The sequence below is a fragment of the Mesorhizobium sp. P3_A2 genome (assembly GCF_056403115.1).
The window spans coordinates 31,106-52,818 of sequence record NZ_JBFUGC010000017.1 but is presented as its reverse complement, the minus strand read 5'-3'; the positions used below and the strand labels follow the sequence as shown (position 1 = coordinate 52,818).

Annotated in this window: 20 protein-coding genes and 1 riboswitch; of the genes, 11 read left to right on the top strand and 9 right to left on the bottom strand. The window is 63.1% G+C overall.

The features are described 5' to 3' along the window. Positions 1-25 precede the first annotated feature (25 nt). Positions 26-2,080 carry a DNA topoisomerase IV subunit B gene (parE, locus tag AC1DXM_RS28865; protein ID WP_477238485.1) on the bottom strand — a complete coding sequence of 685 codons (2,055 nt, stop codon included), beginning with the start codon at positions 2,078-2,080 and terminating at the stop codon, positions 26-28. Between the two features lie 238 nt (positions 2,081-2,318). Between parE and cpaB the strand changes: the two genes are divergently transcribed. From cpaB to AC1DXM_RS28815, 10 genes are all read left to right on the top strand, one after another. Further along, complete coding sequence (gene cpaB / locus AC1DXM_RS28860) at positions 2,319-3,245, top strand: Flp pilus assembly protein CpaB (RefSeq protein ID WP_477238483.1); 927 nt, start codon at positions 2,319-2,321, stop codon at positions 3,243-3,245. Positions 3,246-3,323: 78 nt separating this feature from the next. Then, the gene (locus AC1DXM_RS28855; protein ID WP_477238481.1) at positions 3,324-4,724 is read left to right on the top strand and encodes a type II and III secretion system protein family protein; all 1,401 of its coding nucleotides are present in this window, start codon (positions 3,324-3,326) and stop codon (positions 4,722-4,724) included. A 4-nt stretch (positions 4,725-4,728) separates the two neighbouring features. Continuing rightward, the gene (locus AC1DXM_RS28850) at positions 4,729-4,995 is read left to right on the top strand and encodes a hypothetical protein (protein WP_477238479.1); all 267 of its coding nucleotides are present in this window, start codon (positions 4,729-4,731) and stop codon (positions 4,993-4,995) included. Between the two features lie 44 nt (positions 4,996-5,039). Continuing rightward, complete coding sequence (locus tag AC1DXM_RS28845; RefSeq protein WP_477238477.1) at positions 5,040-6,254, top strand: CpaE/TadZ family protein; 1,215 nt, start codon at positions 5,040-5,042, stop codon at positions 6,252-6,254. After that, the gene (locus AC1DXM_RS28840) at positions 6,251-7,672 is read left to right on the top strand and encodes a TadA family conjugal transfer-associated ATPase (RefSeq protein ID WP_112564632.1); all 1,422 of its coding nucleotides are present in this window, start codon (positions 6,251-6,253) and stop codon (positions 7,670-7,672) included. Before AC1DXM_RS28845 ends, AC1DXM_RS28840 begins: the two co-directional genes overlap by 4 nt. Positions 7,673-7,676: 4 nt before the next feature. Continuing rightward, entirely contained in the window at positions 7,677-8,642 is a 966-nt protein-coding gene (locus AC1DXM_RS28835) for a type II secretion system F family protein (RefSeq protein WP_477238474.1), read from the top strand. 1 nt (position 8,643) lies between these two features. Then, the gene (locus AC1DXM_RS28830) at positions 8,644-9,609 is read left to right on the top strand and encodes a type II secretion system F family protein (protein WP_477238472.1); all 966 of its coding nucleotides are present in this window, start codon (positions 8,644-8,646) and stop codon (positions 9,607-9,609) included. 132 nt (positions 9,610-9,741) lie between these two features. Then, complete coding sequence (locus AC1DXM_RS28825; RefSeq protein ID WP_477238470.1) at positions 9,742-10,563, top strand: PA3715 family protein; 822 nt, start codon at positions 9,742-9,744, stop codon at positions 10,561-10,563. Positions 10,564-10,725: 162 nt separating this feature from the next. After that, positions 10,726-11,196 (top strand): hypothetical protein, encoded by a 471-nt coding sequence (locus AC1DXM_RS28820; RefSeq protein ID WP_477238468.1) that lies wholly within the window; start codon positions 10,726-10,728, stop codon positions 11,194-11,196. Positions 11,197-11,358: 162 nt separating this feature from the next. Continuing rightward, a complete protein-coding gene (locus tag AC1DXM_RS28815) occupies positions 11,359-12,531 on the top strand; it encodes a GGDEF domain-containing protein (protein WP_477238466.1) in 1,173 nt (390 codons plus the stop codon). A gap of 12 nt (positions 12,532-12,543) precedes the next feature. On the opposite strand, the gene gcvP is transcribed toward AC1DXM_RS28815, so the two are convergent. Genes gcvP through gcvT form a run of 3 tightly spaced genes read right to left on the bottom strand, consistent with a single transcriptional unit; the run spans position 12,544 to position 16,848 of the window. After that, positions 12,544-15,354 carry an aminomethyl-transferring glycine dehydrogenase gene (gene gcvP, locus AC1DXM_RS28810; protein ID WP_477238464.1) on the bottom strand — a complete coding sequence of 937 codons (2,811 nt, stop codon included), beginning with the start codon at positions 15,352-15,354 and terminating at the stop codon, positions 12,544-12,546. An 18-nt stretch (positions 15,355-15,372) separates the two neighbouring features. Then, positions 15,373-15,741 carry a glycine cleavage system protein GcvH gene (gene gcvH, locus AC1DXM_RS28805; RefSeq protein WP_477238462.1) on the bottom strand — a complete coding sequence of 123 codons (369 nt, stop codon included), beginning with the start codon at positions 15,739-15,741 and terminating at the stop codon, positions 15,373-15,375. Between the two features lie 6 nt (positions 15,742-15,747). Further along, positions 15,748-16,848 carry a glycine cleavage system aminomethyltransferase GcvT gene (gene gcvT, locus AC1DXM_RS28800; RefSeq protein ID WP_477238460.1) on the bottom strand — a complete coding sequence of 367 codons (1,101 nt, stop codon included), beginning with the start codon at positions 16,846-16,848 and terminating at the stop codon, positions 15,748-15,750. 149 nt (positions 16,849-16,997) lie between these two features. Next, a riboswitch (glycine riboswitch) is annotated at positions 16,998-17,084 on the bottom strand. 175 nt (positions 17,085-17,259) lie between these two features. Here gcvT and AC1DXM_RS28795 point away from each other — a divergent pair. After that, entirely contained in the window at positions 17,260-18,261 is a 1,002-nt protein-coding gene (locus AC1DXM_RS28795; RefSeq protein ID WP_477238458.1) for a hypothetical protein, read from the top strand. 19 nt (positions 18,262-18,280) lie between these two features. Here AC1DXM_RS28795 and AC1DXM_RS28790 read toward each other — a convergent pair whose 3' ends face one another. The 5 genes from AC1DXM_RS28790 to AC1DXM_RS28770 form a co-directional block, all read right to left on the bottom strand. Next, positions 18,281-19,072 (bottom strand): molybdopterin-binding protein, encoded by a 792-nt coding sequence (locus tag AC1DXM_RS28790; RefSeq protein ID WP_477238456.1) that lies wholly within the window; start codon positions 19,070-19,072, stop codon positions 18,281-18,283. Between the two features lies 1 nt (position 19,073). Further along, a complete protein-coding gene (locus AC1DXM_RS28785; RefSeq protein WP_477238454.1) occupies positions 19,074-19,940 on the bottom strand; it encodes a cytochrome b/b6 domain-containing protein in 867 nt (288 codons plus the stop codon). A gap of 135 nt (positions 19,941-20,075) precedes the next feature. Next, positions 20,076-20,762, bottom strand: coding sequence for a DUF1345 domain-containing protein (locus AC1DXM_RS28780; RefSeq protein WP_477238452.1), 687 nt, complete (start codon positions 20,760-20,762; stop codon positions 20,076-20,078). Positions 20,763-20,904: 142 nt separating this feature from the next. Then, the gene (locus AC1DXM_RS28775) at positions 20,905-21,387 is read right to left on the bottom strand and encodes a YaiI/YqxD family protein (protein WP_142864998.1); all 483 of its coding nucleotides are present in this window, start codon (positions 21,385-21,387) and stop codon (positions 20,905-20,907) included. Continuing rightward, positions 21,374-21,703 carry a hypothetical protein gene (locus AC1DXM_RS28770; RefSeq protein ID WP_352588868.1) on the bottom strand — a complete coding sequence of 110 codons (330 nt, stop codon included), beginning with the start codon at positions 21,701-21,703 and terminating at the stop codon, positions 21,374-21,376. Before AC1DXM_RS28770 ends, AC1DXM_RS28775 begins: the two co-directional genes overlap by 14 nt. Positions 21,704-21,713 lie beyond the last annotated feature (10 nt).

Sequence of the window (21,713 nt, the reverse complement as noted above, 5' to 3'; positions counted from 1 at the left end):
AAGCGCAGGCTAGACCGGCTGACGCTCAGATATCCAGCACTTCCGTCGCGGCGAATTCGGCGCGTTCCTGGATGAAGCGGAAGCGGGCCTCAGGCTTGGTTCCCATCAGCGCGTCGATCGCATCCTTGGTCGCCGCCACGGCATCGATGACATCGACCCTGAGCAGCGTGCGCTTCCTCGGGTCCATGGTGGTTTCCTTGAGCTGCGCGGCCATCATTTCGCCCAGGCCCTTGAAGCGGCCGATCTCGACCTTGGCGCGGCCGGTGAACTCGGTTCGCAAGAGTTCGTCCTTGTGCGCATCGTCGCGGGCGTAGGCGATCTTGCCGCCTTGCCGGATCGAATAGAGCGGCGGCACCGCCAGATAGAGATGGCCGCCATTCACCAGGTTCGGCATTTCCTGGTAGAAGAAGGTGATCAGCAGCGAGGCGATGTGGGCGCCGTCGACGTCGGCGTCGGTCATGATGATCACGCGGTCGTAGCGCAGATCCTCGTCGCGGTATTTTGAGCGCGTGCCGCAGCCGAGCGCCTGGATCAGGTCCGAAATCTGCTGATTGGCGGCCAGCTTGTCGTTGCCGGCGCTGGCGACGTTGAGGATTTTGCCGCGCAGCGGCAGGACGGCCTGGCTGGCGCGGTCGCGCGCCTGCTTGGCCGAGCCACCGGCCGAGTCGCCTTCGACGATGAAGAGTTCTGCACCCGCGGCGGCATTCTGCGTGCAGTCGGCGAGCTTGCCGGGCAGCCTGAGCTTGCGCACCGCGCTCTTGCGCGACACTTCCTTTTCCTGACGCCGGCGCACCCGCTCGTCGGCGCGCGCGATCACCCATTCCAAGAGCTTGGAGGCTTCCTGCGGGTTGTCGGCCAGCCAATGGTCGAAAGGATCTCGGATGGCGGTCTCGACGATGCGAATGGCCTCGATTGTTGCCAGCCGGTCCTTGGTCTGGCCGACGAATTCCGGCTCGCGGATGAACACCGACAGCATGCCTGCCGCCGAGATCATGACATCTTCGGAGGTGACGATCGAGGCGCGCTTGTTGCCGACGAGGTCGGCATAGGCGCGCAAGCCCCGCGTCAGCACGTTGCGGAAGCCGGCCTCATGCGTGCCGCCTTCGCCGGTCGGGATGGTGTTGCAGTAGGAATTGATGAAGCCGTCGCCGCCGAACCAGGTCACCGCCCATTCGAGCGAACCGTGGCCGCCCTGCTTCTCGCTCTTGCCGGCGAAGATTTCTCGCGTCACCTGGAAGTCGTCGCCGAGCGATGCCTTGAGGTAGTCCTTCAGGCCGCCGGGGAAATGGAACTCCGCCTTGGCCGGCGTCTGGTCCTTTTCCTTGATCAGCGACGGATCGCAGCTCCAGCGGATCTCTACACCGCCAAACAGGTAGGCTTTCGAGCGCGTCATGCGATAGAGCCGCGCCGGCTCGAAGGCTGCGCCCTTGCCGAAAATCTGCTCGTCGGGATGGAAACGAATCTTGGTGCCGCGTCGGTTGTGCACCTCGCCGAGCTGCTCCAGCCAGCTTACCGGTACGCCACGAGAGAATCTTTGGCGGTAGAGCTGGCGCCCTCGCGCCACTTCGACTTCGAGATGGTCCGACAGCGCATTGACGACGGAGACGCCGACGCCGTGCAGGCCGCCCGAGGTCTCATAAACCTTGGAGTCGAATTTGCCGCCCGAATGCAGCGTCGTCATGATGACTTCGAGCGCCGGCTTCTTGAATTTCGGATGCGGATCGACCGGGATGCCGCGGCCATTGTCGGTAACGGTCAGAAACCCGTCGGCCGAAAGCTCGACGTCGATGAAGGTGGCATGGCCGGCTACCGCCTCGTCCATCGAATTGTCGATGACCTCGGCGAACAGATGGTGCATCGCCTTGTCATCGGTGCCGCCAATATACATGCCGGGACGGCGCCGCACCGGCTCCAGCCCTTCCAGCACCTCGATGTCGGCAGCGCTATAGCCTTCGCTGCCGTCCTTGGTCGCAGCAGGGCGTTTCGCGGCCTGCACCAGCGGATCAGCCGGGCGCGTCGGCGTCCGAACCGGCTGGGGCTTGTTGTCCAGATTGCCGAAAAGGTCGTTATTGTCGTCCATGCCTGCCATAGAATCCGGTGCCGCGAATCACCCGCCGATACTGCCACGCTTTTCAGCGCCAAGCGACGGAAGTTCCTGTTACGTTCGGGGATTTAACCCCTTCTTATCCTAAAACCTTTCGATAACCAAGCCGGCGGAAATAGGCCCGTGTGGGGCGCCCGGGATTCCTGAATCTTTAACTATGCGGCCTAGCGTGGGCCTCAACAAATAAAAGACCACTAGGTGTCAGGGGTTAGTTGTGAGGGGCAAGGCCATAACGATGATCGGCATCGCCGCCGTTTTCGGCGCGATCTCGATCTTTGCCGCGGATTTCTGGGTCAAGAGCCAGGCCAGGACCGATGCCGAGGAAAAGACGGCGGCGATCCCGGCGCCCGTGACCCCAAAAGTTGAGTTCAAGACCATTGTGGTGGCCAACGCACCGTTGCGTTACGGCATGGAACTCGATCGCGCACAGCTCACCGAAATCCCGTGGTCGGAAGAGTCCGTGCCGCAGGGAGCCTTCACCACCATCAATGCATTGCTTGCCGAAGGCAGCCGTGTTGTGCTGTCGCCGATCGAGATCAACGAGCCGGTGCTGCTCAGCAAGCTGTCGGGGCCGAACGGCCGCGCGACCCTGTCCAACATGATGACGCCCGGCATGCGGGCGGTGACCATCCGCACCGACGAGATCGCCGGTGTCGGCGGCTTCGTGATGCCGGGCGACCGGGTCGACGTGGTGCTGACACGCGATGCCGGCGAAATCCAGGAAGTGGCCAAGAATGCGCAAGGCGCGGCCGGTTCGACCGTTACCTCCGAAATCGTCGTCTCCGACGCCAGGGTGCTGACCGTCGGCCAGGGCGCCGACGAGCGCCAGACCACGCCGCAGATCGCCAATTCCGTGACCATCGAGGTGACGACGGACGGCGCGCAGAAAGTGGCGCTTGCCCGCACTGTCGGCACCTTGTCGCTGTCGCTCCGCTCTTCCGCTGACGGCGGCGCCGCAAAGGACGGCGTCACCACCATCTCATCCTTCGGCGGGTCGGTCGCCTCCGGCGTCCAGGCCGCTGCCGGCGCGCTGTTCACTGCCGCGACCAAGGAGCCTGAGAAGCCGAAATTCAAGACGATCATCGTGACGCGCGGCACGCAGGTCGAAGAATACCAGGTTCCTACGCGGGACCAGCCATAACTGCCGGTGGGGACCGGGCGAGGGACGGGACAGATGTCGGGATTTCATGCATATCGGATGACGAAAGGGCTGCGCCCAATGCGGGCGCTTGCGATGGCGGCTTGCCTCGCCGCGGCCGCAATGCTCGGCCTCAGTGCGCCGGCCAGGGCCGACAACGACATCGTCTACGTGTCGTCGACCAAGAATGCGTCGATCAAGGTGGCCAAGGGCAAGCCGAAGACGATCATGACCAATGCCGCCTTCTACCAGATCGTCATCGGCGATCCGGAGATCGCCAACGTCAATCCGCTGACCGACAAATCCTTCTATGTGCTGGGCAACAATCTCGGCACCACCGGAATCGCGCTGTTCGACGAGAACAAGCAACTGGTCGGCACCGTCGACATTGAGGTGACGCTGGACACCGACCAGCTGGCCAGCACCATTCGTGCCAGCGTGCCGGACGCCAAGATCAAGGTCGGCTCGGCCAATGGCCGCGTCGTGCTGTCGGGCGAGGCGGATGACGCGGTCGCCGCCGAGAAGGCGAGCAAGATCGCCAGCCGCTTCTCCGGCAATGAGGAAGTGATCAATTCGGTCAACATCTCGTCTTCGCAGCAGGTTCAGCTCAACGTCCGCTTCGTCGAGATCAACCGCCAGGCCGGACAGGATCTCGGCGCCAAATACAGCGCCAATTTCGCTTACGGCCTTGGCGGGCGCGACGTCACCATCGAGCCTGGCGCGCTGCCGGCGGCGGGCAATGGCGAGATCATCGGCCGGCTGCTGTCGAACGGCCTGTCGATCGACGTTGCCATCAAGGCGCTGGAGGAGCGTGGCCTTGCCAGGCGGCTGGCCGAGCCGAACCTGATCGCCCGTTCGGGCCAGACGGCAAGCTTCCTCGCCGGCGGCGAGTTCCCGATCCCGGTCTCCGAGGACAATGGCAAGATCTCCGTCAGCTACAAGAAATACGGTGTCAGCCTGGATTTCACGCCGACCGTGCTGAAGGACGGGCTGGTCAGCCTCGACATCGCGCCGGAAGTCTCTTCGATCGATGCCTCGGCCTCCTACAATATCGGTGAGATTTCGGTGCCGGGCTTTATCGTGCGCCGCGCCAGGACGTCGGTCGACCTGAAGAACGGCCAGAGCTTCATGATCGCCGGTCTGCTGCAATCGCAGAACGACATCACCACGTCGCGTCTTCCCGGCCTCGGCAAGCTGCCGGTGCTCGGCCCGCTGTTCTCGTCCAAATCCTATCAGCGGCGCGAGACCGACCTGGTGATCATCGTCACCCCCTATCTGGTCAAGCCGGTCGATCCGTCGAAGAAGTTGCTCGAGCCGACCGACGGCACGCAGCCGGCCAGCAATGTCGACTATTTCCTCAACAACACCGAAGAAGTGAAGGCGTCCGACGCGAACCGCGCAATGGCAATGGCCAGCGGCAGCACGGCACAGCCGGCCCCGGTCACCACGGTCGGGCATTTCCTCGACCTGCCGAAGGATTGAAGCCATGCGCGTGGGACCATGCATTGCCCTGCTGTTTGCCGGCCTCGCCAGCGGTTGCACCAGCGACGACTATGTTCGCAGCGAGGGGCCGACGACGGCCGCCGGCAACGCGCAGGCTGCCAATACGGCCATGCAGATGGTCGATCCCTGGAAATACGGCGTCCAGAACACCAGGCTGCTGGTGCCGGCGCAGCGCAGTGAGGCGGCGGTGAACGCCGCCGATCAGGCGGCGAGCGCCAAGGCCGTGCAACCAACGTCGACAACCGATTGATCTGCCTGGCGATTTGACCGGGAATGACCTGACAGGCTGACAAAATGGCAAGCGGCATCAAGACCAAGAAAATCCTGCTGGTGTCCAGCGACCGGACCTTTGTGCAGGATACGCGCACGGCATTCGCGGCTTCGGAGGTGATCCAGCTTTCGACCGTCGAGAAGAAGATTTCCGAACTGCGCGGCGAGGTCCAGGAAGCCGATTTCGGCGCGCTCATCGTCGACATGGATGCAGCCAAGCTCGAAGAGATCGAGTCGCTGCAGCGCATCATGCGCCGGCTCGAAGGCCGCGTTCCGGTCGTCGTCGTCACCCAGGAGTTCAACGCAGCTGCGGTGCGTATCCTGGTGCAGCTCCAGGTCGCCGATTTCCTGGTCAAGCCGATCACCACCGCCGACCTGGTGCGTTCTGTCATCCGCGCGCTGCAAGGCCCGGGACGCGAGGAAAACACCGAATCGCAGATCTACACCTTCATGCCGGCCGCCGGTGGCGTCGGCACCACGACGCTGGCGTTGCAGACCGCCTTCCAGCTGCATCATTCGGTGACGCGCGGCGCGTCGACCTGCGTGGTCGACCTCAATTTCCAGCAGGGCGCTTGCGCCGAATATCTCGACCTTGAGCCGCGCTTCGACATCACCGAAATCGAGAACCAGCCCGAGCGCCTCGACCGGCAGCTGCTGGATGTGATGCTGTCCAAGCATGCCAGCGGGCTCTGCGTGCTGGCCGCCCCCACACATCCATCGGAAATGCGCTCGTTCAAGACCGATGTCGTAGTGCGCATGCTCGATCTGGTCTCGGCCTATTTCGACAATGTCGTCATCGACATGCCGCGCACCTGGTTCCCGTGGACGGAGACGGTGCTGCTCGGCTCCAACAAGCTCTACATCGTCGCCGAAATGACGGTGCCATGTCTGCGTCACACACAGCGGCTGATCCAGGCGGTCTACGAGACGGCCGGCAAGGAAGTGAAGCCCAATGTCATCGTCAACCGGTTCGAGCAGAAGATGTTCGACAACGGCATCAAGCAGGCGGATGTCCAAGAAATCCTCGGCGAGCATTTCGTCGGTGGCATCTCCAACAATTACCGGCTGGTGCGTGAAGCAGTCGACCGCGGCGTGCCGCTGCACGAGATCGACCCGAACGCCAATGTCGTCAACGATCTGAAGAAGATCATCCTGCCGGAGGAAGCCGTGGCGACGCCGGAGAAATCGCGCTCGCTGTTCGGTATCGGCAGGGGCCTCCTGAAGAGGAAAGCCGGATGACCAGCCGCTTCTCGACCCTGCAGAACCGTGACGTCCGCCCGCTGAAGCCGGCCGATGCGGCGCCAGTTGCGCACCACGCCGTGGTCATTCCGACGATCCGCAAGGCTTTGCCGCCGAAGCCAGATACAACACCGGGAAAAAGCGCCAACAAGGTGCTCGACGCCCGCGTGCGCATTCACCGTCTGCTGCTCGAGGAAATCAACCTTGTCGCACTGGAGCGCCTGCCCAAGGAAGAGATGCGCCGGCAGGTGCAGGAATTCGTATCGGAAAAGACCCGTCAGGAGCGGATGGCGATCAACACCGTCGAGCTCGAGTCGCTGGTCGACGACATTGTCGACGAGATGGTCGGCCTCGGTCCGCTGGAGCCGCTGCTCAAGGACCCCGACATCAACGATATCCTGATCAACGGCCACCAGAACTGCTTCGTCGAAAAACGCGGCAAGCTGCAGCAGGTCCACATCCCGTTCAAGGATGAGGCGCACCTGTTGCGCATCATCAACAAGATCGTCGCCGCCGTCGGTCGCCGGGTCGACGAATCGCAGCCGATGGTTGACGCCCGCATGCTCGACGGCTCACGCTTCAACGCAGCCATCCGGCCGGTGGGCGTCGACGGGCCACTGGTGTCGATCCGCAAGTTTTCCAAGAACAAGCTCGGCCTGCATAAGCTGGTCGAATTCGGCGCCATCACCCAGAATATGGCCGAGGTGCTGGCCGCCGCCGTGCACGCCCGCAAGACGACCATCATCTCGGGCGGCACCGGCACCGGCAAGACGACGATGCTCAACGCATTGTCGGCCTTCATTCCGGAAGACGAGCGGCTGATCACCATCGAGGACGCGGCCGAACTGCAATTGCAGCAGCCGCATGTCGCGCGCATGGAAACGCGCCCCGCCAACATCGAAGGTCATGGCGAGCTGAAGCAGCGCGACCTGGTCAAGAACGCGCTGCGCATGCGCCCCGACCGCGTCATCCTCGGCGAGTGCCGCGGCGAGGAGGCCTTCGACATGCTGCAGGCGATGAACACGGGCCATGAAGGTTCGATGGCTACCATCCACGCCAACACACCGCGCGACGCCATTTCACGCCTCGAGCAGATGCTGGGGATGACCGGCATGCCCATGACGGTGCAGTCGATCCGCAGCCAGATCGCCAGCGCGCTCGACCTTATCGTCCAGCTGACGCGCCTCTCCGACGGCAAGCGCAAGGTGACCAGCGTCGCCGAGGTGACCGGCATGGAAGGCGACGTCATCCAGATGCAGGAGATATTCCGCTTCGTGCGCACCGGCATGGAAGCCGACGGCACCATCCTCGGTCACTACGAGGCGACCGGTATTCGCCCGCGCTTTCTTGAGGATCTGCGCAATATGGGCATCGAATTCCCCGGCAAATATTTCGAACCCGGCCGACCGCAGGAGTAGGCTGGTGTTCGAGAGTTTCAGCCCGATCTATGTCGTCTATGCCGCGGCAGCGCTGACCGGCATCATGATCGCCGAAGGCTGTTATCTGCTTTATGCCGGCCGTAGCGACAAGCGCCTGGCCATCAACCGGCGCATGAAGCTGCAGGAAAACAAGATCAGCCAGGAACAGGTGCTGATCCAGCTGCGCAAGGAGCGCGGCCTGGACGCCGGCACCTCGTTGTTCTCGCCCGATCGTTTTCGCGCCTTGCGTACGCAGTCGGGCATGGTGATGCCGTTGCCGAAATTCCTGATGATCACGACGGGCGTGGCACTGGCGATGATGCTCACCGCGCTCTGGTACGGTCTGCCGCTGCTGCTCGCCATCTTGCTGTTTGTGATGCTCGCGCCACTGCTGCCGGTGCTGGTGCTGCGTACCAAGCGCAGCCGCCGGGTCAAGCGGTTCGGCGTGCAACTGCCGGAAGCGCTGGAGTTGATTACGCGCGGCCTTAAGGCCGGGCATCCGGTTCCGGTGGCGATCTCCATGGTGTCGCGCGAGATGCCCGATCCGATCGGCACGGAGTTCGGCGTTATCTCCGACGAGGTGACCTATGGTTCCGACCTGGTCTCGGCGTTGAACTCACTGTTCGACCGGGTCGGCCAGGAGGATCTGCCGCTGTTCGTCACCGCGGTGTCGATCCAGACGAGTTCGGGCGGCAATTTGCGCGAGATCCTCGACGGGCTGTCAACGACCATCCGCGAGCGCGGCAAGCTGCGCCGCAAGGTGCGCGCCATTTCGACGGAAGGCCGTATGTCGGCCTACATCCTGACGGCGGTTCCGGCGCTGCTGTTCGCCGCCATCATGGTGCTGATGCCGCAATTTTACAGCCAGGTTTGGGATGTGCCGAAGACCTGGTACCTGCTGGGCGGCTCGGTGACATGGCTGATACTGGGCAACATCATCATGTTCAAGATGTCGAACTTCCGGTTCTGAGATGGAACAGGTGATCCAGTTCCTCGCCTCGCTGGCGCCGACCTCGATGATGCCGGTGGCCGCGCTGCTCCTGGCATTGGGCGGCAGCGCGGTGGCATGGCCGCTGGTGTTGGCCAAGGGCGACCGCAACGATCTCAAGCGCCGGCTCAAGGTGGACGACAGGAAGGCTCCCGAACAGGTCGAGGCGGCGCCGAAGAAGAGCCAGAGCGTCGTGCGCGAGAAGGCGGTGAAGCGGGCGCAGGAATTCTACGCCAAGAGCGATCCGGAAAATGTCGCCCGGCTGCGCATGAAGCTGATCCAGGCGGGCTATATGGAGCCGCGCGCGGTCGGCACGTTCTTCCTGATCCGCTTCGGCTGCCTCGTGGGCACAGCGATCGGCGCGTTCCTGGTCAATCAGTGGATGGCGAGCGCCGATTCCACCGCGACCAGCCGCTGGACCTTCGTTATCCTGTCGGGAGCCGCCGGCTATTTCGTTCCCGGCTTGGTGCTCAGCCAGAAGGTGCGGGAAAAGATGCGCGAATACCGCAACGGCTTTCCCGACTTCATGGATTTGATGATCGTCTGTTCCGATGCCGGCATGAGCATGGAAGCCGGCATCGAGCGTGTCTCGAAGGAATTGGCCAAGACCTATCCGTCGCTCAGCCAGAACCTGCAGTTGGTGTCGCTGGAACTGAGGGCTGGCCGCAGCCTGGACGATGCCCTGAAGGCGCTCGCCGATCGCCTCAGCCTTGACGAGGTGCGCTCCTTCGCCACGCTCCTGCAGCAGTCCAAGGAACTCGGCACCAGCCTCTCCGGGGCGCTGCGTGTGTTCTCCGACGAAATGCGCCACAAGCGCATGTCGCTGGCGGAGGAAAAGGCACATGCCTTACCGGCCAAGATGTCGGTGCCGGTGGTGGTGTGCATCCTGCCGGTGGTGCTGATGATCGCCGTCATCCCGATCATCGTCAAAATGACTGCCGCGCAGTAGATACGTCGGAGCCATCAGGCGACTTCCTGCGGTTACTCACTTCAATTAGCCCTGCCTGGATTTCGTGGGACCCGGCCAGTGCGGCTGCTTCGGCAAAACCAGCAAATGAGTGATCAGCCAATGCGAATAGTCTTGTGCACCGTCTTCCTCTGCCTTGCCACGGCCGGCTTGTCGCCTGCCCAGGCTGCAGCCGGCGACTGCGGCGATGCTGCCGCTCTCGTGCAGCAGGCCTATCCCAAGGCTCGAAAGAGTGCTGACGGGACCTCGTTCACACTCGAGCCCCATACCAGCATCGCTCAAACTCTCCGGGACGGCGATACGCCGTTCGGTTTGGTCTGCAAGGTCTGGCCCGCCCATGACGAATTGTTGCTGGTCGCAGTGCCGCTGCTCGACAGCGCCCAATCCAGCTACGACCGACATGTCGGCGATATCGAGTTGCTGGTGGTCGACCGGAACAGCCTGCAGGTGCGCCAGCGGCTGCTCCAGCCTGATCTTATGACGGATGACGCCATCGCAATCCGCGAGATCGAGTTCGACACCGGCCGCTATGGGCTGGCCCCTGGTGTCACCGCCTTCGGCCTGCGCATCGAGATGGCAAACCATTCGCAGCCGAATCCCTTTAGCGAGACCGATCTGCGGCTCTATGCGGTTGACGGCAACGGCCTGCGGGTGGTGCTCGCTGGCATGATCGTGGCAGGCAGTGGCGGCGAGGGCGATACCAACTGCGCAGGATCGTTTCATTCCACTCAGGTGACGCTGACCATGGGCCGCGCGATACATCACGGCTATCACGACATTCATGTGGTCGAGCGATCGGATACCGATAATCCATTTCCTGATGCCAATGGGGAGTGCCAGTCTCATCCCGGCAAGTCCACAGGCCATACCTATCGGCTGCGTTATGACGGCAGCCGCTATCCGGTTCCGGCGGCGCTCAACGCCTTGGAACCTTGAGGCCGCTCGCGTCGGTGCCGATCGAAGGCTGCGCCTGCTGGTTAATGGACGGTGTGCTGGAAACCAAATTTTCAGCGCATTTCAGCACCGAAGCTTAATCGCTCTCCTGTACAAATGATCCCCAGAGAATGACCCGGTAAATCGGGCGATTGGGGCAGGGGCATGCGTCACAGAAGTTTCACGGCAATGGCCGCGCTAGCGGCCGTCTTGGCAGTCAGCGGTTGTACGACTGAGAACGTCGACAAGACCAAGACCACATCGATCCAACCGGCCGCAAAGGACGTCAGCACGTCCGACCTGGCGCAGGGCAAGGCGCAGTTCCGCGACGCCAATTACGGTCTTGCCGAACAGCATTTCCGCAAGGCCGTGGAGCTGAAGGCCGACAGTGCCGAGGGATGGATGGGGCTGGCCGCCTCCTATGACGAGCTCGGCCGCTTCGACTTCGCCGACCGTGCCTACGACCAGCTGTTGAAGGTTGCGGGGCGCAAGCCGCAGATCGTCAACAATATGGGCTATTCGCAGCTCCTGCGCGGCAACAAGAAGAAGGCAAGAGCCCTGCTGATGGAAGCAAGGGCCGGGATGGCCGACCCGACCGTGGTCAACGCCAATCTGGCGCTGCTCAACAAGGGGTGAGGCTTCGCAACCCTCGTTTGCGGTATCTGCCGCTATCTATCGACGGTTTATAAACCCTGGTCGGAAATTTGCACTGCAAGCCCGGTCAAAAACGGTATCTCGAAGCCACCGCTCGCCTATGATGCGGCGCAACCGACGATCCCTGAAGGCTGTCGTTCACCCATGCTGGATTTCAGTTCGCTCCTGCTGGCGGCTGCGCTGTCGGGCACATGCCTCAGCGTTACCATGTTTGCAATCTGGTTCACGGCGCCGCGTGCGCGCTTTGTGCTGACGGTGGCGTGCGGCATTCTGGTCCTTGTCGCCCATGTCATCGTCTTCTGGCGCTACACAAGGGAGCCCAATCCCTGGCTTTGCCAGGCAGCTCTGGCGCTGCTCAGCCTCGGTTTCCTGGTCCTTTCGCTTTCGGCCATGCAGTATCTCGGCGTGCGCAATTACAGTCGCGCCGTCCTGCCGGCCCTGCTTGCGATGGCGATCTGCGCCGGCGTGACCTATCTCGGTTTCGACGGTGTCGGCTTCATCCTCACCTATATGACGGTAACGATGCTGCTCGCCTTGATCGGGGTGATGTTCTGGATCAAGGGCGGCGGTCATGATCGCGGCATTCTCCTGGTTGTCTCGGCTCTGAGCGGTGTCTGCGGGCTGTCCTTCGGGCTCTGCGGTGCGGTGCTTCTGGTCAAGGGCCAGTGGGTGCTTGGCGTCGCGCCCGACAATTGGGCCGAGCGGCTGAATTCGGTTGTGGCGGTCGCCTGCATGACGGCGCTCGGCGCGCTGACGCTGTCGCTGCATCATTTGCAGGCGCAGATCGAACTGAAGGCCGAGACCTTGACCGACCCGCTGACCGGTCTGATGAACCGGCGGGCTTTGAATTCACTCTATGGCGAGCGCGTCTTCGGTCCGTTTATGTCGGTCGCCATGTTCGACCTCGATCATTTCAAGCGGACCAACGATGTCTATGGTCATCCGGTCGGCGACCGGGTGCTGTGCCGCTTCGCCGCAATCATCAAGAAGTATGACAGGGCCGGCGTCCACGCCTTCCGGCTGGGCGGCGAGGAGTTCGCGCTGGTCATGTCGCGGATGACCGAGGACAAGGCCTACGATCTCGCCAGCAAGATCGGCGTCGCCTTCGGTACGGAAGTGGTGCCGACGCCGCGCGGTCCGCTGCGCAGCAGCGTCAGCGGCGGCATCGGCTTCGGCGCGGAGGGCGGCAGCAGCCTCGACGACGTGCTGGCCGAGGCCGACAAGGCGCTCTACGCGGCCAAGCACGCCGGGCGAAACCGCGTGCTTGTCCACGACCGTAACAGCAAGGCCGACGGGCCGGCCTTGCGTTCTGCCTGACAGGCCAGAGTGTTACTCGGCGGCGCCGAGATATTCCGAAAGCGGCGGGCAGGAGCAGACGAGGTTGCGGTCGCCGGCGACATTGTCGATGCGCGACACCGGCGGCCAGTACTTGGCTGATGTATCGGCGTCTCCGGCAGGGTAGGCCGCTTCCAGCCGTGAATAAGGATGCGTCCACTGGCCGGCAAGCGTTTCGGCTGCCGTGTGCGGCGCGTTGACCAGCGGGTTGTCGTCAAGCGGCCATTCACCCTTCGCCACCTTGGCGGCCTCGCCGGCGATGGCGATCATTGCCTCGCAGAACCGGTCGAGCTCGCGCTTGGGCTCGGACTCGGTTGGCTCGACCATCAGCGTTCCGGCGACCGGGAACGACATGGTCGGCGCATGGAAACCGTAGTCGATCAGGCGCTTGGCGATGTCGTCGACACTGATGCCGGCGCTTTCCTTGAGCACGCGGGTGTCGAGGATGCATTCATGCGCGATGCGATCGTGCCTGCCCTTATAGAGAAGCGGGAAGTACGGCGCGAGCCGCGTCGCCACATAGTTGGCCGAGATGATCGCCGTCTCCGTCGCCTGCTTCAGGCCGGCGGCGCCCATCATGCGGATGTACATCCAGGTGATCGGCAGGATGGAAGCGCTGCCGAACGGGGCAGCCGACACGGCATGCGCCGAGCCTTCGGTGACATGACCCGGCAGATAGGGCTTGAGATGCGCCCTGACGCCAATCGGGCCGACACCCGGACCGCCGCCGCCATGCGGGATGCAGAAGGTCTTGTGCAGGTTCATGTGGCAGACATCGGCGCCGATGTCGGCGGGGCGCGCCAGGGCGACCAGCGCGTTGAGGTTGGCGCCGTCGAAATAGACCTGACCGCCATGCTCATGGATCAGGGCGCAGAGGTGGCGCGCGCCTTCTTCGTAGACGCCGTGCGTCGAAGGATAGGTGAACATCAGCGCTGCGAGATTCTTCGAATGCTCGTTGGCCTTGGCCCGCATATCGTCCATGTCGATATTGCCGTCCTCCAGGCAGCGCACGACGACGACGCTCATGCCGGCCATGGCCGCACTCGCCGGATTGGTGCCATGCGCGGAGGAGGGGATCAGGCAGATGGTGCGATGGCCTTCGCCGCGCGCGCGGTGATAGGCGCGGATGGCGAGCAGGCCGGCATATTCGCCCTGGCTGCCGGCATTGGGCTGCAGGCTGACGGCGTCGAAGCCGGTAATCTCAGACAGCCAGCCCTCCAGTTCGCCGACCATGGCGCGGTAGCCCTGCGAATGGCTGGCCGGTGCAAAGGGGTGCAGATTGGCGACGCTCGGCCAGCTGACCGGCATCATCTCGGCCGCGGCGTTGAGCTTCATGGTGCAGGATCCCAGTGGGATCATGGTGCGGTCGAGCGCCAGGTCCTTGTCGGCCAGCCGGCGCAGCAAGCGCATCATGTCGGTCTCTGAGTGGTTCTCGCGGAAAACCGGCTGGGTGAGGAATTCCTTGCCGCGCGGCTTGCCGGGCATCACGCCGGCTTCGGCAGCGCCGGGCTTGGCGCCGAACAGGGCGGCGATCGCCTCGAGATCGGCCTCGGTCGAGGTCTCGTCGAAGGCGATGCTGATGCGGTCGGCATCGATGACACGCAGCAACCGGCCATCCTTTTCAGCGGCAGCGTCGATCGAGGCTGCCTTGCCCTTCACCTCGGCCGTAACCGTGTCGAAGCGGCTTGAGCCGAGTATGGAAACACCTGCGGCCCTCAGGCCCGCCGCGAGGCGATTGGCGAGCTCATGGATGCGCGCTGCAATCGCCTGCAGTCCGGCGGGGCCATGCCAGATCGCATAGGCCGTCGCCATGTTGGCAAGCAGCGCCTGCGCGGTGCAGATGTTGGAGGTCGCCTTGTCGCGGCGGATATGCTGTTCGCGTGTCTGCAGGGCAAGACGATAGCCCGGGCGGCCCTTGCTGTCGGTGGACTGGCCGACGAGGCGGCCGGGCATCAGCCGGGTCAGTTTGTCGGAGACCGCGCAGTAGGCGGCGTGCGGGCCGCCAAAGCCCATCGGCACGCCAAAGCGCTGCATCGGACCGACGGCGATGTCGGCGCCAAGCTTGGCCGGCGCATCGGTGAGCGTTAGCGCAAGCGGATCGGCGATGAAGACGACGACCGCGCCGGTGGCGCGGGCCTTGTCGATCGCCGCCTTGTGGTCGCCATAGACACCAAACGTGTCCGGCGAGGAGACGAGCAGAGCGGCGGTGTTGTCGTCGATGGTCTCGCCGTCGATCTCGATGCCGAGCGGTTCAGCGCGGGTACGCACGACGTCCAGCGTCTGCGGGTGCGGTGTGCCGGCCAGCGCCACCTTGGTGCGCTTGTCGCGATGATGGCGCAAGGCGATGCCGACGGCTTCGGCCACCGCCGTCGCCTCATCGAGCAGTGAAGCCGAGGCCACCGGCAGGCCGGTCAATTCGGTGACCAGCGTCTGGAAATTGAACAGCATTTCCAGCCGGCCCTGGCTGATCTCGGCCTGGTAGGGCGTATAGGCGGTGTACCAGGCCGGGTTCTCGAACAGGTTGCGCTGGATGACCGGCGGCACATGGACGCCGTGATAGCCGGCGCCGATGAAGCTCTTCAGCACCGTGTTCTTCGCCATGGTCGCGGACAATTCGGCCAACGCCTCGGCTTCACTCGCCGGTGCGGGGAGGGTCAGCGGCAGGTCGAGGCGGATCGACTGCGGCACGGCCTGGCTGATCAGCGTCTCGACGGAGGGAACGCCGATCACGGCAAGCATGGCTCTGACATCATTGACGCCCGGGCCGATATGGCGGGCCGAGAAGGGGGTAAGTGCTGCGCTCATCGTTTTTAAGTCCTGTTATCAGCCGATGTGGGCTTTGTAGGCGGCGTCATCCATGAGGCCGGCGAGCTGGCCTTCGTCGGCAAGCTTCATCTTCCACAGCCAGCCGTCGCCGGTGGCCGCCGAATTGACCAGCGACGGGTCCGAGGACAGCGCGCCATTGGCGTCGATGATCTCGCCATCGACCGGCGCATAGACGTCGGAGGCCGCCTTGACGGATTCGACAACCACGGCCGTATCGCCCTTACTCAGCTTCGTGCCGATTTGAGGCAGTTCGACAAAGACAAGATCGCCAAGCTGTTCCTGCGCATAGTCGGTGATCCCGACGGTGGCGATGCCGCCCTCAACGCTCAGCCATTCGTGATCTTGTGTGAAATAGGTTTTTGCCATCGGGATTTATCCTTTGCGGTAGCGATGAGGAGTGAAGGGCAAGGAACTGATATCGATCGGGATTTTCGTCCCGCGAACGTCGGCGAAGAGTTTTGTCCCTGGCTTGGCCAGGGACGCCGAGGCATAGCCCATGGCGACGGGGTGGCCGGCCGAAGGGCCGAAGCCGCCTGATGTGACATGGCCGGCCGGATTGCCGTCGGCGTCGAACAGGGCGGCGCCGGCGCGCACCGGCTGGCGGCCTTCCGGCTTCAGGCCGACGCGCTTTTGCGCCGCGCCACGCTCCAGGATCGCCCGCAAGGCATCGGCACCGATGAAGGATCCGCTGGCACGGAGATCCTTGGGGATCGCCCACATCAGGCCGGCACTGGCCGGATCGACTTCCGGCGTGATGTCCTGGCCATGCAGGCAGAGGCCGGCCTCCAGCCGCAGCGAGTCGCGGGCGGCAAGGCCGATCCACAACACGCGCTCGTCCTCAAGCAATTTCGCAACCAAAGCCCGCGCATCCGCTTCCGGCAGGCCGATCTCGAACCCGTCCTCGCCGGTGTAACCTGAGCGGCTCATGAACCAGTTCTGCTTCGGCTCGATGCCGTGCATGAACAGCAGCGAGCCGGTCTCGATGCCGGCGCGGGACAAGGCAGCCCAGGCTTCCGGACCCTGGATGGCGAGAAAGACGCGGTCGAGCGCCTCGACCTTCACATCGAAATCCACCGCCAGCGCGCGCAAATGCTTCTCGTCCTCGACAGCATTGCCGGCATTGGCGACCACCATGAACCTGGTATCGCCGAGCCGGGTGACGATCAGGTCGTCGATGATCCCGGCGGCTTCGTTGAGGAAAAAGGTGTATTTGGACTGCGAAATCCCGAGCGCGCCGGCATCGAGCGGGCAGGCGCGGTTGAGCAGGGCGCCGGCGCCAGGGCCGCTGACTTCGAACAGCTTCATATGCGAAATGTCGAACAGGCCGGCATGTTCGCGGGTGTGGAGGTGCTCCTTCATCACGCCGGCCGGATAGGTCAGCGGCATCGACCAGCCGGCAAAGGCGCCAAAGCGCGCGCCGACGGCGGTGTGCAGGTCCTCGAGGGGAAGGTGTTTGGTATCGTCGCCCGTCATGTCATCTCCAGAATCGCACGCAATCGGCCGCTGCTGGCGACCAGTCCGTGCCCCTCTGTCTGAAGCCTGAGAGACTCGCGCAACCGGAACTCTGTCGGCGACGCTTACACCTTCGGCGCGGGGGCAAGCCCCGACTTTCCAGAGTGTCTTTCCCGTCTACGGTTCTTTTGCCTGAGAGATTTCGGGCGATTTCCCCTTCGGCGGCAGCTCGCGCTGCTCTCTCCCGCAAACAGGTAGGACTCAGACCTGAGCCCTCGACGCGCCATCCATAGCTTGTCGGCGACACCTTGTCACCTGCCAGCGACATCTTCCTGACAAGTCTTCGCTAACCACGCCGTTTGCCGGTTTTTCAAGACACTGCTGATAGTTTGGTGGGCAATTGCGTTGGGCACGGCGGACGGGGATTGACAGATGGGCGAACGGATCCAGAGCGCACCGGTGGCGGGGCTGACTTCGAAAGATCGCATCACGGCGGAAGATGTCGTCATGTTGCGCCGCGAAGTGTTCACCGATGGCGTGGTGAGCCGTGGTGAGGCCGAGGCGCTGTTCGCGCTCGACGCGTCAGCGACGAACAAATGTCAGGAATGGCCGCCTTTTTTCGTCGAGGCCGTCACCGACTACATCGTCCATCAGGAAAAGCCGGCGGGCTACATTTCCGAGGACAATGCCGACTGGCTCGTCAGGACAATCTCGTGCGACGGTATGGTCGATAGTCTCACCGAGCTGGAGCTCCTGGTGCATGTGCTGGAGAGGGCGAAATCATCGCCCGGCCGGCTGTCCGCCTATGCGCTGGAACAGGTCGCCCATGCGGTGGTGGATGGCAAGGGACCGCTGATGCTCGGTGGCGCGCTGGTTCCCGGGCTGGTCGCCAAGGCCGAAGTCGATCTGTTGCGCCGCATCCTCTATGCCTATGGCGGCGACGGCAACATCGCCATCACCCGCGCCGAGGCCGATGTGCTGTTCAGGATCAACGAGCAGACTTCCGCGGCCGGCAACGATCCGTCCTGGAACGAGCTGTTCGTCAAGGCGCTCGCAAATTTCGTCATGTGTTCGGCCGGCTACGAAGCGCCGACGCGCGAGGCTGCCTTGCGCCGTGACAGCTTCTTCGAACAGGCCGAGCCCGACATTGGTGGCTTTTTCGCCCGCATGGTGTCGGGTGGGCTCGCCGGCATCATGGAAGCCTATCGTTCGCCCGGCGATATCGAGGCCGAGTGGGAATCGAAGAACCGGGCTGCCGAAGCGTTCGCGCGCCGTGCCGAAACGATCGATGCCGGCGAGGCGAAATGGCTGGCCGAGCGTATCGGCACCCACCGCCCGCTGCATGACAATGAACGCGCGCTGCTGACGCTGATCAAGCACGCCTCGCCGGAAATCCATCCGGCGCTGAAGCCGCTGCTCGATAAGGTGGCGTGAACTCGATCGGCAGGCTCAATCAAATCCCGCCATACCAGTCGTAACCATTGTCTTCCCAGTAGCCACCGCGGCCGCCGCCGACATTAGCGAAACTGTCGACCAACTCGATCTTGTAGAGATATTTCGGCATCTTGTAGCCGAGCTGGCGCTCGACGCGCACGCGAAGCGGCGCGCCGTTTTCGACCGGCAGCGGCTTGCCGTTGAGGCCATAGGCCAGGATCGTCTGCGGATGGCGGGCATCGATCAGGTCGATGGTGCCGTAATATTTGATCTCGCCGGAGAGGCTGCGGTCGATCGTGTCCAGGCAGTGGAACATGACGTAGCGGGCCTCAGGCTTGACCACGGCCTGGTCGAGCACCAGCGACAGCGGCGTTCCGGTCCATTTGGCGATGCAACTCCAGCCTTCGACGCAGTCATGCCGGGTGATCTGGGTGCGGCTCGGCATGTTCTGCAGCTGCTCGCGGCTGAGCGACAGCGGCTTTTCGACCAGGCCCGTCACTTCCAGCCGCCAATCGGCGAAATTGTTGGCGAGCAGGCCTTTGTAGGTGTCGTCGTCGGGCGCGGTCACGCCGTTCGGCCGCTGCGGCTGGCGGATGTCGGCCTCGGAAAATTCCGGCGCCAGCGCGTCGCGACCGGCCAGCCAGCGTTGCGCGCGATAGGTCAAGCCGTTGGCATTTTCGAGGAAGCTGCGCAGGCCGTCGCCCATGCCGAGCTGGCTATCAAAGGCATCGCAGCCCGACAGCATGATGCCGGAAACGCCGAGGCTGGCACCCGTCAGGAATTTGCGGCGGCTGATCTGGAATTTGGCCATGTCAGACGCTCCTCTCGGCGGGTTTGTCGTCATGCGCGGGAGGATCGGTGCGGTACCAGCCGGTGATGATCGAGCGCAGTTCGTTGATCGGGCCGGCAGCAAGGATCATCAGTATGTGGATGATGAAAAACCCGACCAGCAGCACCATCACCGTGAAATGGATGGTGCGCGCCGTCTGCCGGCCGCCGAGCACCTCGTTGAGCCAGGGAAGCACCGAGTCCATGCTCGGCGACATGGCAAGGCCGGTGATGATCATCAGCGGCAACAGCACGAACAGCACGCCGCCATAAGCCATTTTCTGCAGCGTGTTGTATTCGCGGGTGTGGTGAAACCTGAGCTTGGCGTGGTCGACAATGTCCTGCGGCAAGCGCTTAAGGTCGTCCAGGCGCGGCGCCAGATCGCGGCGCAAATGGCCGTTGCCCAGGCTGGCGATCAGCCAGACGACCAAGGTGGTAGTCAGTATCCAGGCAAAGAAGAAATGCACGACGCGGGCGGTGCCGAGGTCGTAGTAGGACGGGATCGTCGCCCAGGACGGAAAGGCGCGCGAGGTCTCCTGGCCCGCCGGTCCCGACCAGCCGAGCACGCCGGTGGTGTCGAAGCGATGGCCGAAGATTTCGGTATAGCCGCGCGGGCCGGTCGTGGTGTTTTCGGCGCCGATGGCAAAGACAGTGTTGTTGTATTCGAAGCCGGATTGCTTGCCGATGTAGAGCTGCGGGCGGGCGTTGAAGATCTGCAGGCCGGACAACAACATGAAGAACAGCGAGATGGCCCACAGCCAGTGCGTCAGCCGCGTCCAGTGCGACTGCCGGTAGATCAGTGTCGTCTCCTTCGGCGTAGTGGTATCAGCCCCGATGCTGGGCTGGGTCATGGCAACGGATTCCATATTTCCTGGTCTCCCGGCTGCGCGATCCCGACATGGCCGCGCTTGTCGTTCTCCTCCCAATACGTCTCTATCGAAAGCGATGTTTCATCCGATCACGTTTTTATTACGAGCGAATTTTTATTACGGCCCCGAATTACCAAGGCTGACGGCGAGATTGACCACGGCAGCGACGATCACGGTGTTGAAGAAGAACGACAGGATCGAATGGACAAGCACGACGCGGCGCATATGCGAGGTGGTTATCGCCGTGTCGGCCGTCTGCGCGGTCATGCCGATCACCGTCGCGAAATAGAGGAAATCCCAGCCATCCGGCCGTTTGCTGCCGGGAAACTCGAGGCCGCCGACCGGCATCTTCTTTTTGGTTTCGGCATCGATCGCATCGCCGTCCATCCAGTAGACATGCGCGTAGTGAAGTGCGGCCATGGCATGGATGGTGAACCAGCCGAGCGGGACAGACAGCATCGCGACGCCAAGCTCGATAGGGTCACGCCCCTTGTGATTGATCAGCAGAAACAACAGGATAATGGCGATGCTGACGACGCCCAGCGTGATGGCAAAAATGCTCAGCACCGGCAGGTCGACCTCGCGCGCATTCTTGCTGAGATAGCGGCCGGACAGCAGCGGCATCTTGGCGATGACCAGCGCAATGAAGACGACGAAGAAGGCGTCAGCGGCAATCGAAATCGAATAGGCAAGCGGCGCGCCCGCTATCAGTGCGATCGCCAGCGCCGGCAGGCCGACACAGGCCGACACCAGGAATTGTTTGTGCCGGTGCAGCGGGTTTGTAATCGGGATGTCAGTCGCCATGGCCCGGGTGCCGTTTCTAGATCAGTTCACCGTTTCACGGAAACGGCGAACCGCTCTATCTTTTTCTTTGAGGCAATTCCCTGGGGAAAGCGCTACGCGCTTTTCCCGGGAAAACCGCTACACACTTTTTCCTGGAATTGCTCTAGCCCGGTGTGACGGATTTCAGCGCGCGCCGCAAGATACGGTCGAGTTCGCCCAGGAAGCGCGAGCGGTCCTGCGGCGCAAAGCTGGCATTGTAGCCCTTGCTCTCGCCAGTCTCGCGCAAATGCTGCTTCAAATCGCGCATCGCCACCGCCATGCCGATGGTTTCAGGCGTGAACGGGCGACCGGTTGGCCCAAGCACATGGGCGCCCAACGCCACGGCGCGGGCGGCAAGCGGAATGTCGGCGGTGATCACAATGTCGTTGGATTTCGCGTTGTCGACGATCCAGTCGTCGGCGGCGTCAGCACCCTTGGAAACGACGACGTTGCGGATCATCGGATCGCGCGAGGGACGAAGCCCGCCATTGGAGACGTAAGTGACGACGACGCCATGGCGCTCGGCGACCTTTTCGACCTCGGCTTTCACCGGGCAGGCGTCGGCGTCGACGTAGATCTGGGGAGGGTCGACACTAGTCGCGTTCATAGCGTGTGAACTTCAGATTATAACCGCGCGGCTCGGCGCCGGGCGGTTCCTCGGCCTCGGTGTCATAGACGTAGATTTTCCCAGTACAAGCAAATCCGACATGTTGGCCGATGGTGCGGATCATATCGGTCGCTTGATCGGAGTTATAAGCCCAGACGCTCATGCCAAAGAAGGCGGGTCCCGCGTCGGCAGTTCCGTACTCCGCGTTTGGAGACACCACTTCGCCGTCGGCAAGCAGCGTGTAGTGATGAAAGTCGGTCCTCACCCGCCCATAGCGGAGCTTCAACTTCCAGTTTTTGAAGCCCCTGAGATTCATCAACTACCCG

Bases quoted from the DNA above. Each gene is read 5' to 3' on its own strand.
- parE (WP_477238485.1), bottom strand. From the start codon at position 2,080: ATGGACGACAATAACGACCTTTTCGGCAATCTGGACAACAAGCCCCAG.
- AC1DXM_RS28855 (WP_477238481.1), top strand. From the start codon at position 3,324: ATGCGGGCGCTTGCGATGGCGGCTTGCCTCGCCGCGGCCGCAATGCTC.
- AC1DXM_RS28850 (WP_477238479.1), top strand. From the start codon at position 4,729: ATGCGCGTGGGACCATGCATTGCCCTGCTGTTTGCCGGCCTCGCCAGC.
- AC1DXM_RS28845 (WP_477238477.1), top strand. From the start codon at position 5,040: ATGGCAAGCGGCATCAAGACCAAGAAAATCCTGCTGGTGTCCAGCGAC.
- AC1DXM_RS28840 (WP_112564632.1), top strand. From the start codon at position 6,251: ATGACCAGCCGCTTCTCGACCCTGCAGAACCGTGACGTCCGCCCGCTG.
- AC1DXM_RS28830 (WP_477238472.1), top strand. From the start codon at position 8,644: ATGGAACAGGTGATCCAGTTCCTCGCCTCGCTGGCGCCGACCTCGATG.
- AC1DXM_RS28820 (WP_477238468.1), top strand. From the start codon at position 10,726: ATGCGTCACAGAAGTTTCACGGCAATGGCCGCGCTAGCGGCCGTCTTG.
- AC1DXM_RS28815 (WP_477238466.1), top strand. From the start codon at position 11,359: ATGCTGGATTTCAGTTCGCTCCTGCTGGCGGCTGCGCTGTCGGGCACA.
- gcvP (WP_477238464.1), bottom strand. From the start codon at position 15,354: ATGAGCGCAGCACTTACCCCCTTCTCGGCCCGCCATATCGGCCCGGGC.
- gcvH (WP_477238462.1), bottom strand. From the start codon at position 15,741: ATGGCAAAAACCTATTTCACACAAGATCACGAATGGCTGAGCGTTGAG.
- gcvT (WP_477238460.1), bottom strand. From the start codon at position 16,848: ATGACGGGCGACGATACCAAACACCTTCCCCTCGAGGACCTGCACACC.
- AC1DXM_RS28795 (WP_477238458.1), top strand. From the start codon at position 17,260: ATGGGCGAACGGATCCAGAGCGCACCGGTGGCGGGGCTGACTTCGAAA.
- AC1DXM_RS28790 (WP_477238456.1), bottom strand. From the start codon at position 19,072: ATGGCCAAATTCCAGATCAGCCGCCGCAAATTCCTGACGGGTGCCAGC.
- AC1DXM_RS28785 (WP_477238454.1), bottom strand. From the start codon at position 19,940: ATGACCCAGCCCAGCATCGGGGCTGATACCACTACGCCGAAGGAGACG.
- AC1DXM_RS28780 (WP_477238452.1), bottom strand. From the start codon at position 20,762: ATGGCGACTGACATCCCGATTACAAACCCGCTGCACCGGCACAAACAA.
- AC1DXM_RS28775 (WP_142864998.1), bottom strand. From the start codon at position 21,387: ATGAACGCGACTAGTGTCGACCCTCCCCAGATCTACGTCGACGCCGAC.
- AC1DXM_RS28770 (WP_352588868.1), bottom strand. From the start codon at position 21,703: ATGAATCTCAGGGGCTTCAAAAACTGGAAGTTGAAGCTCCGCTATGGG.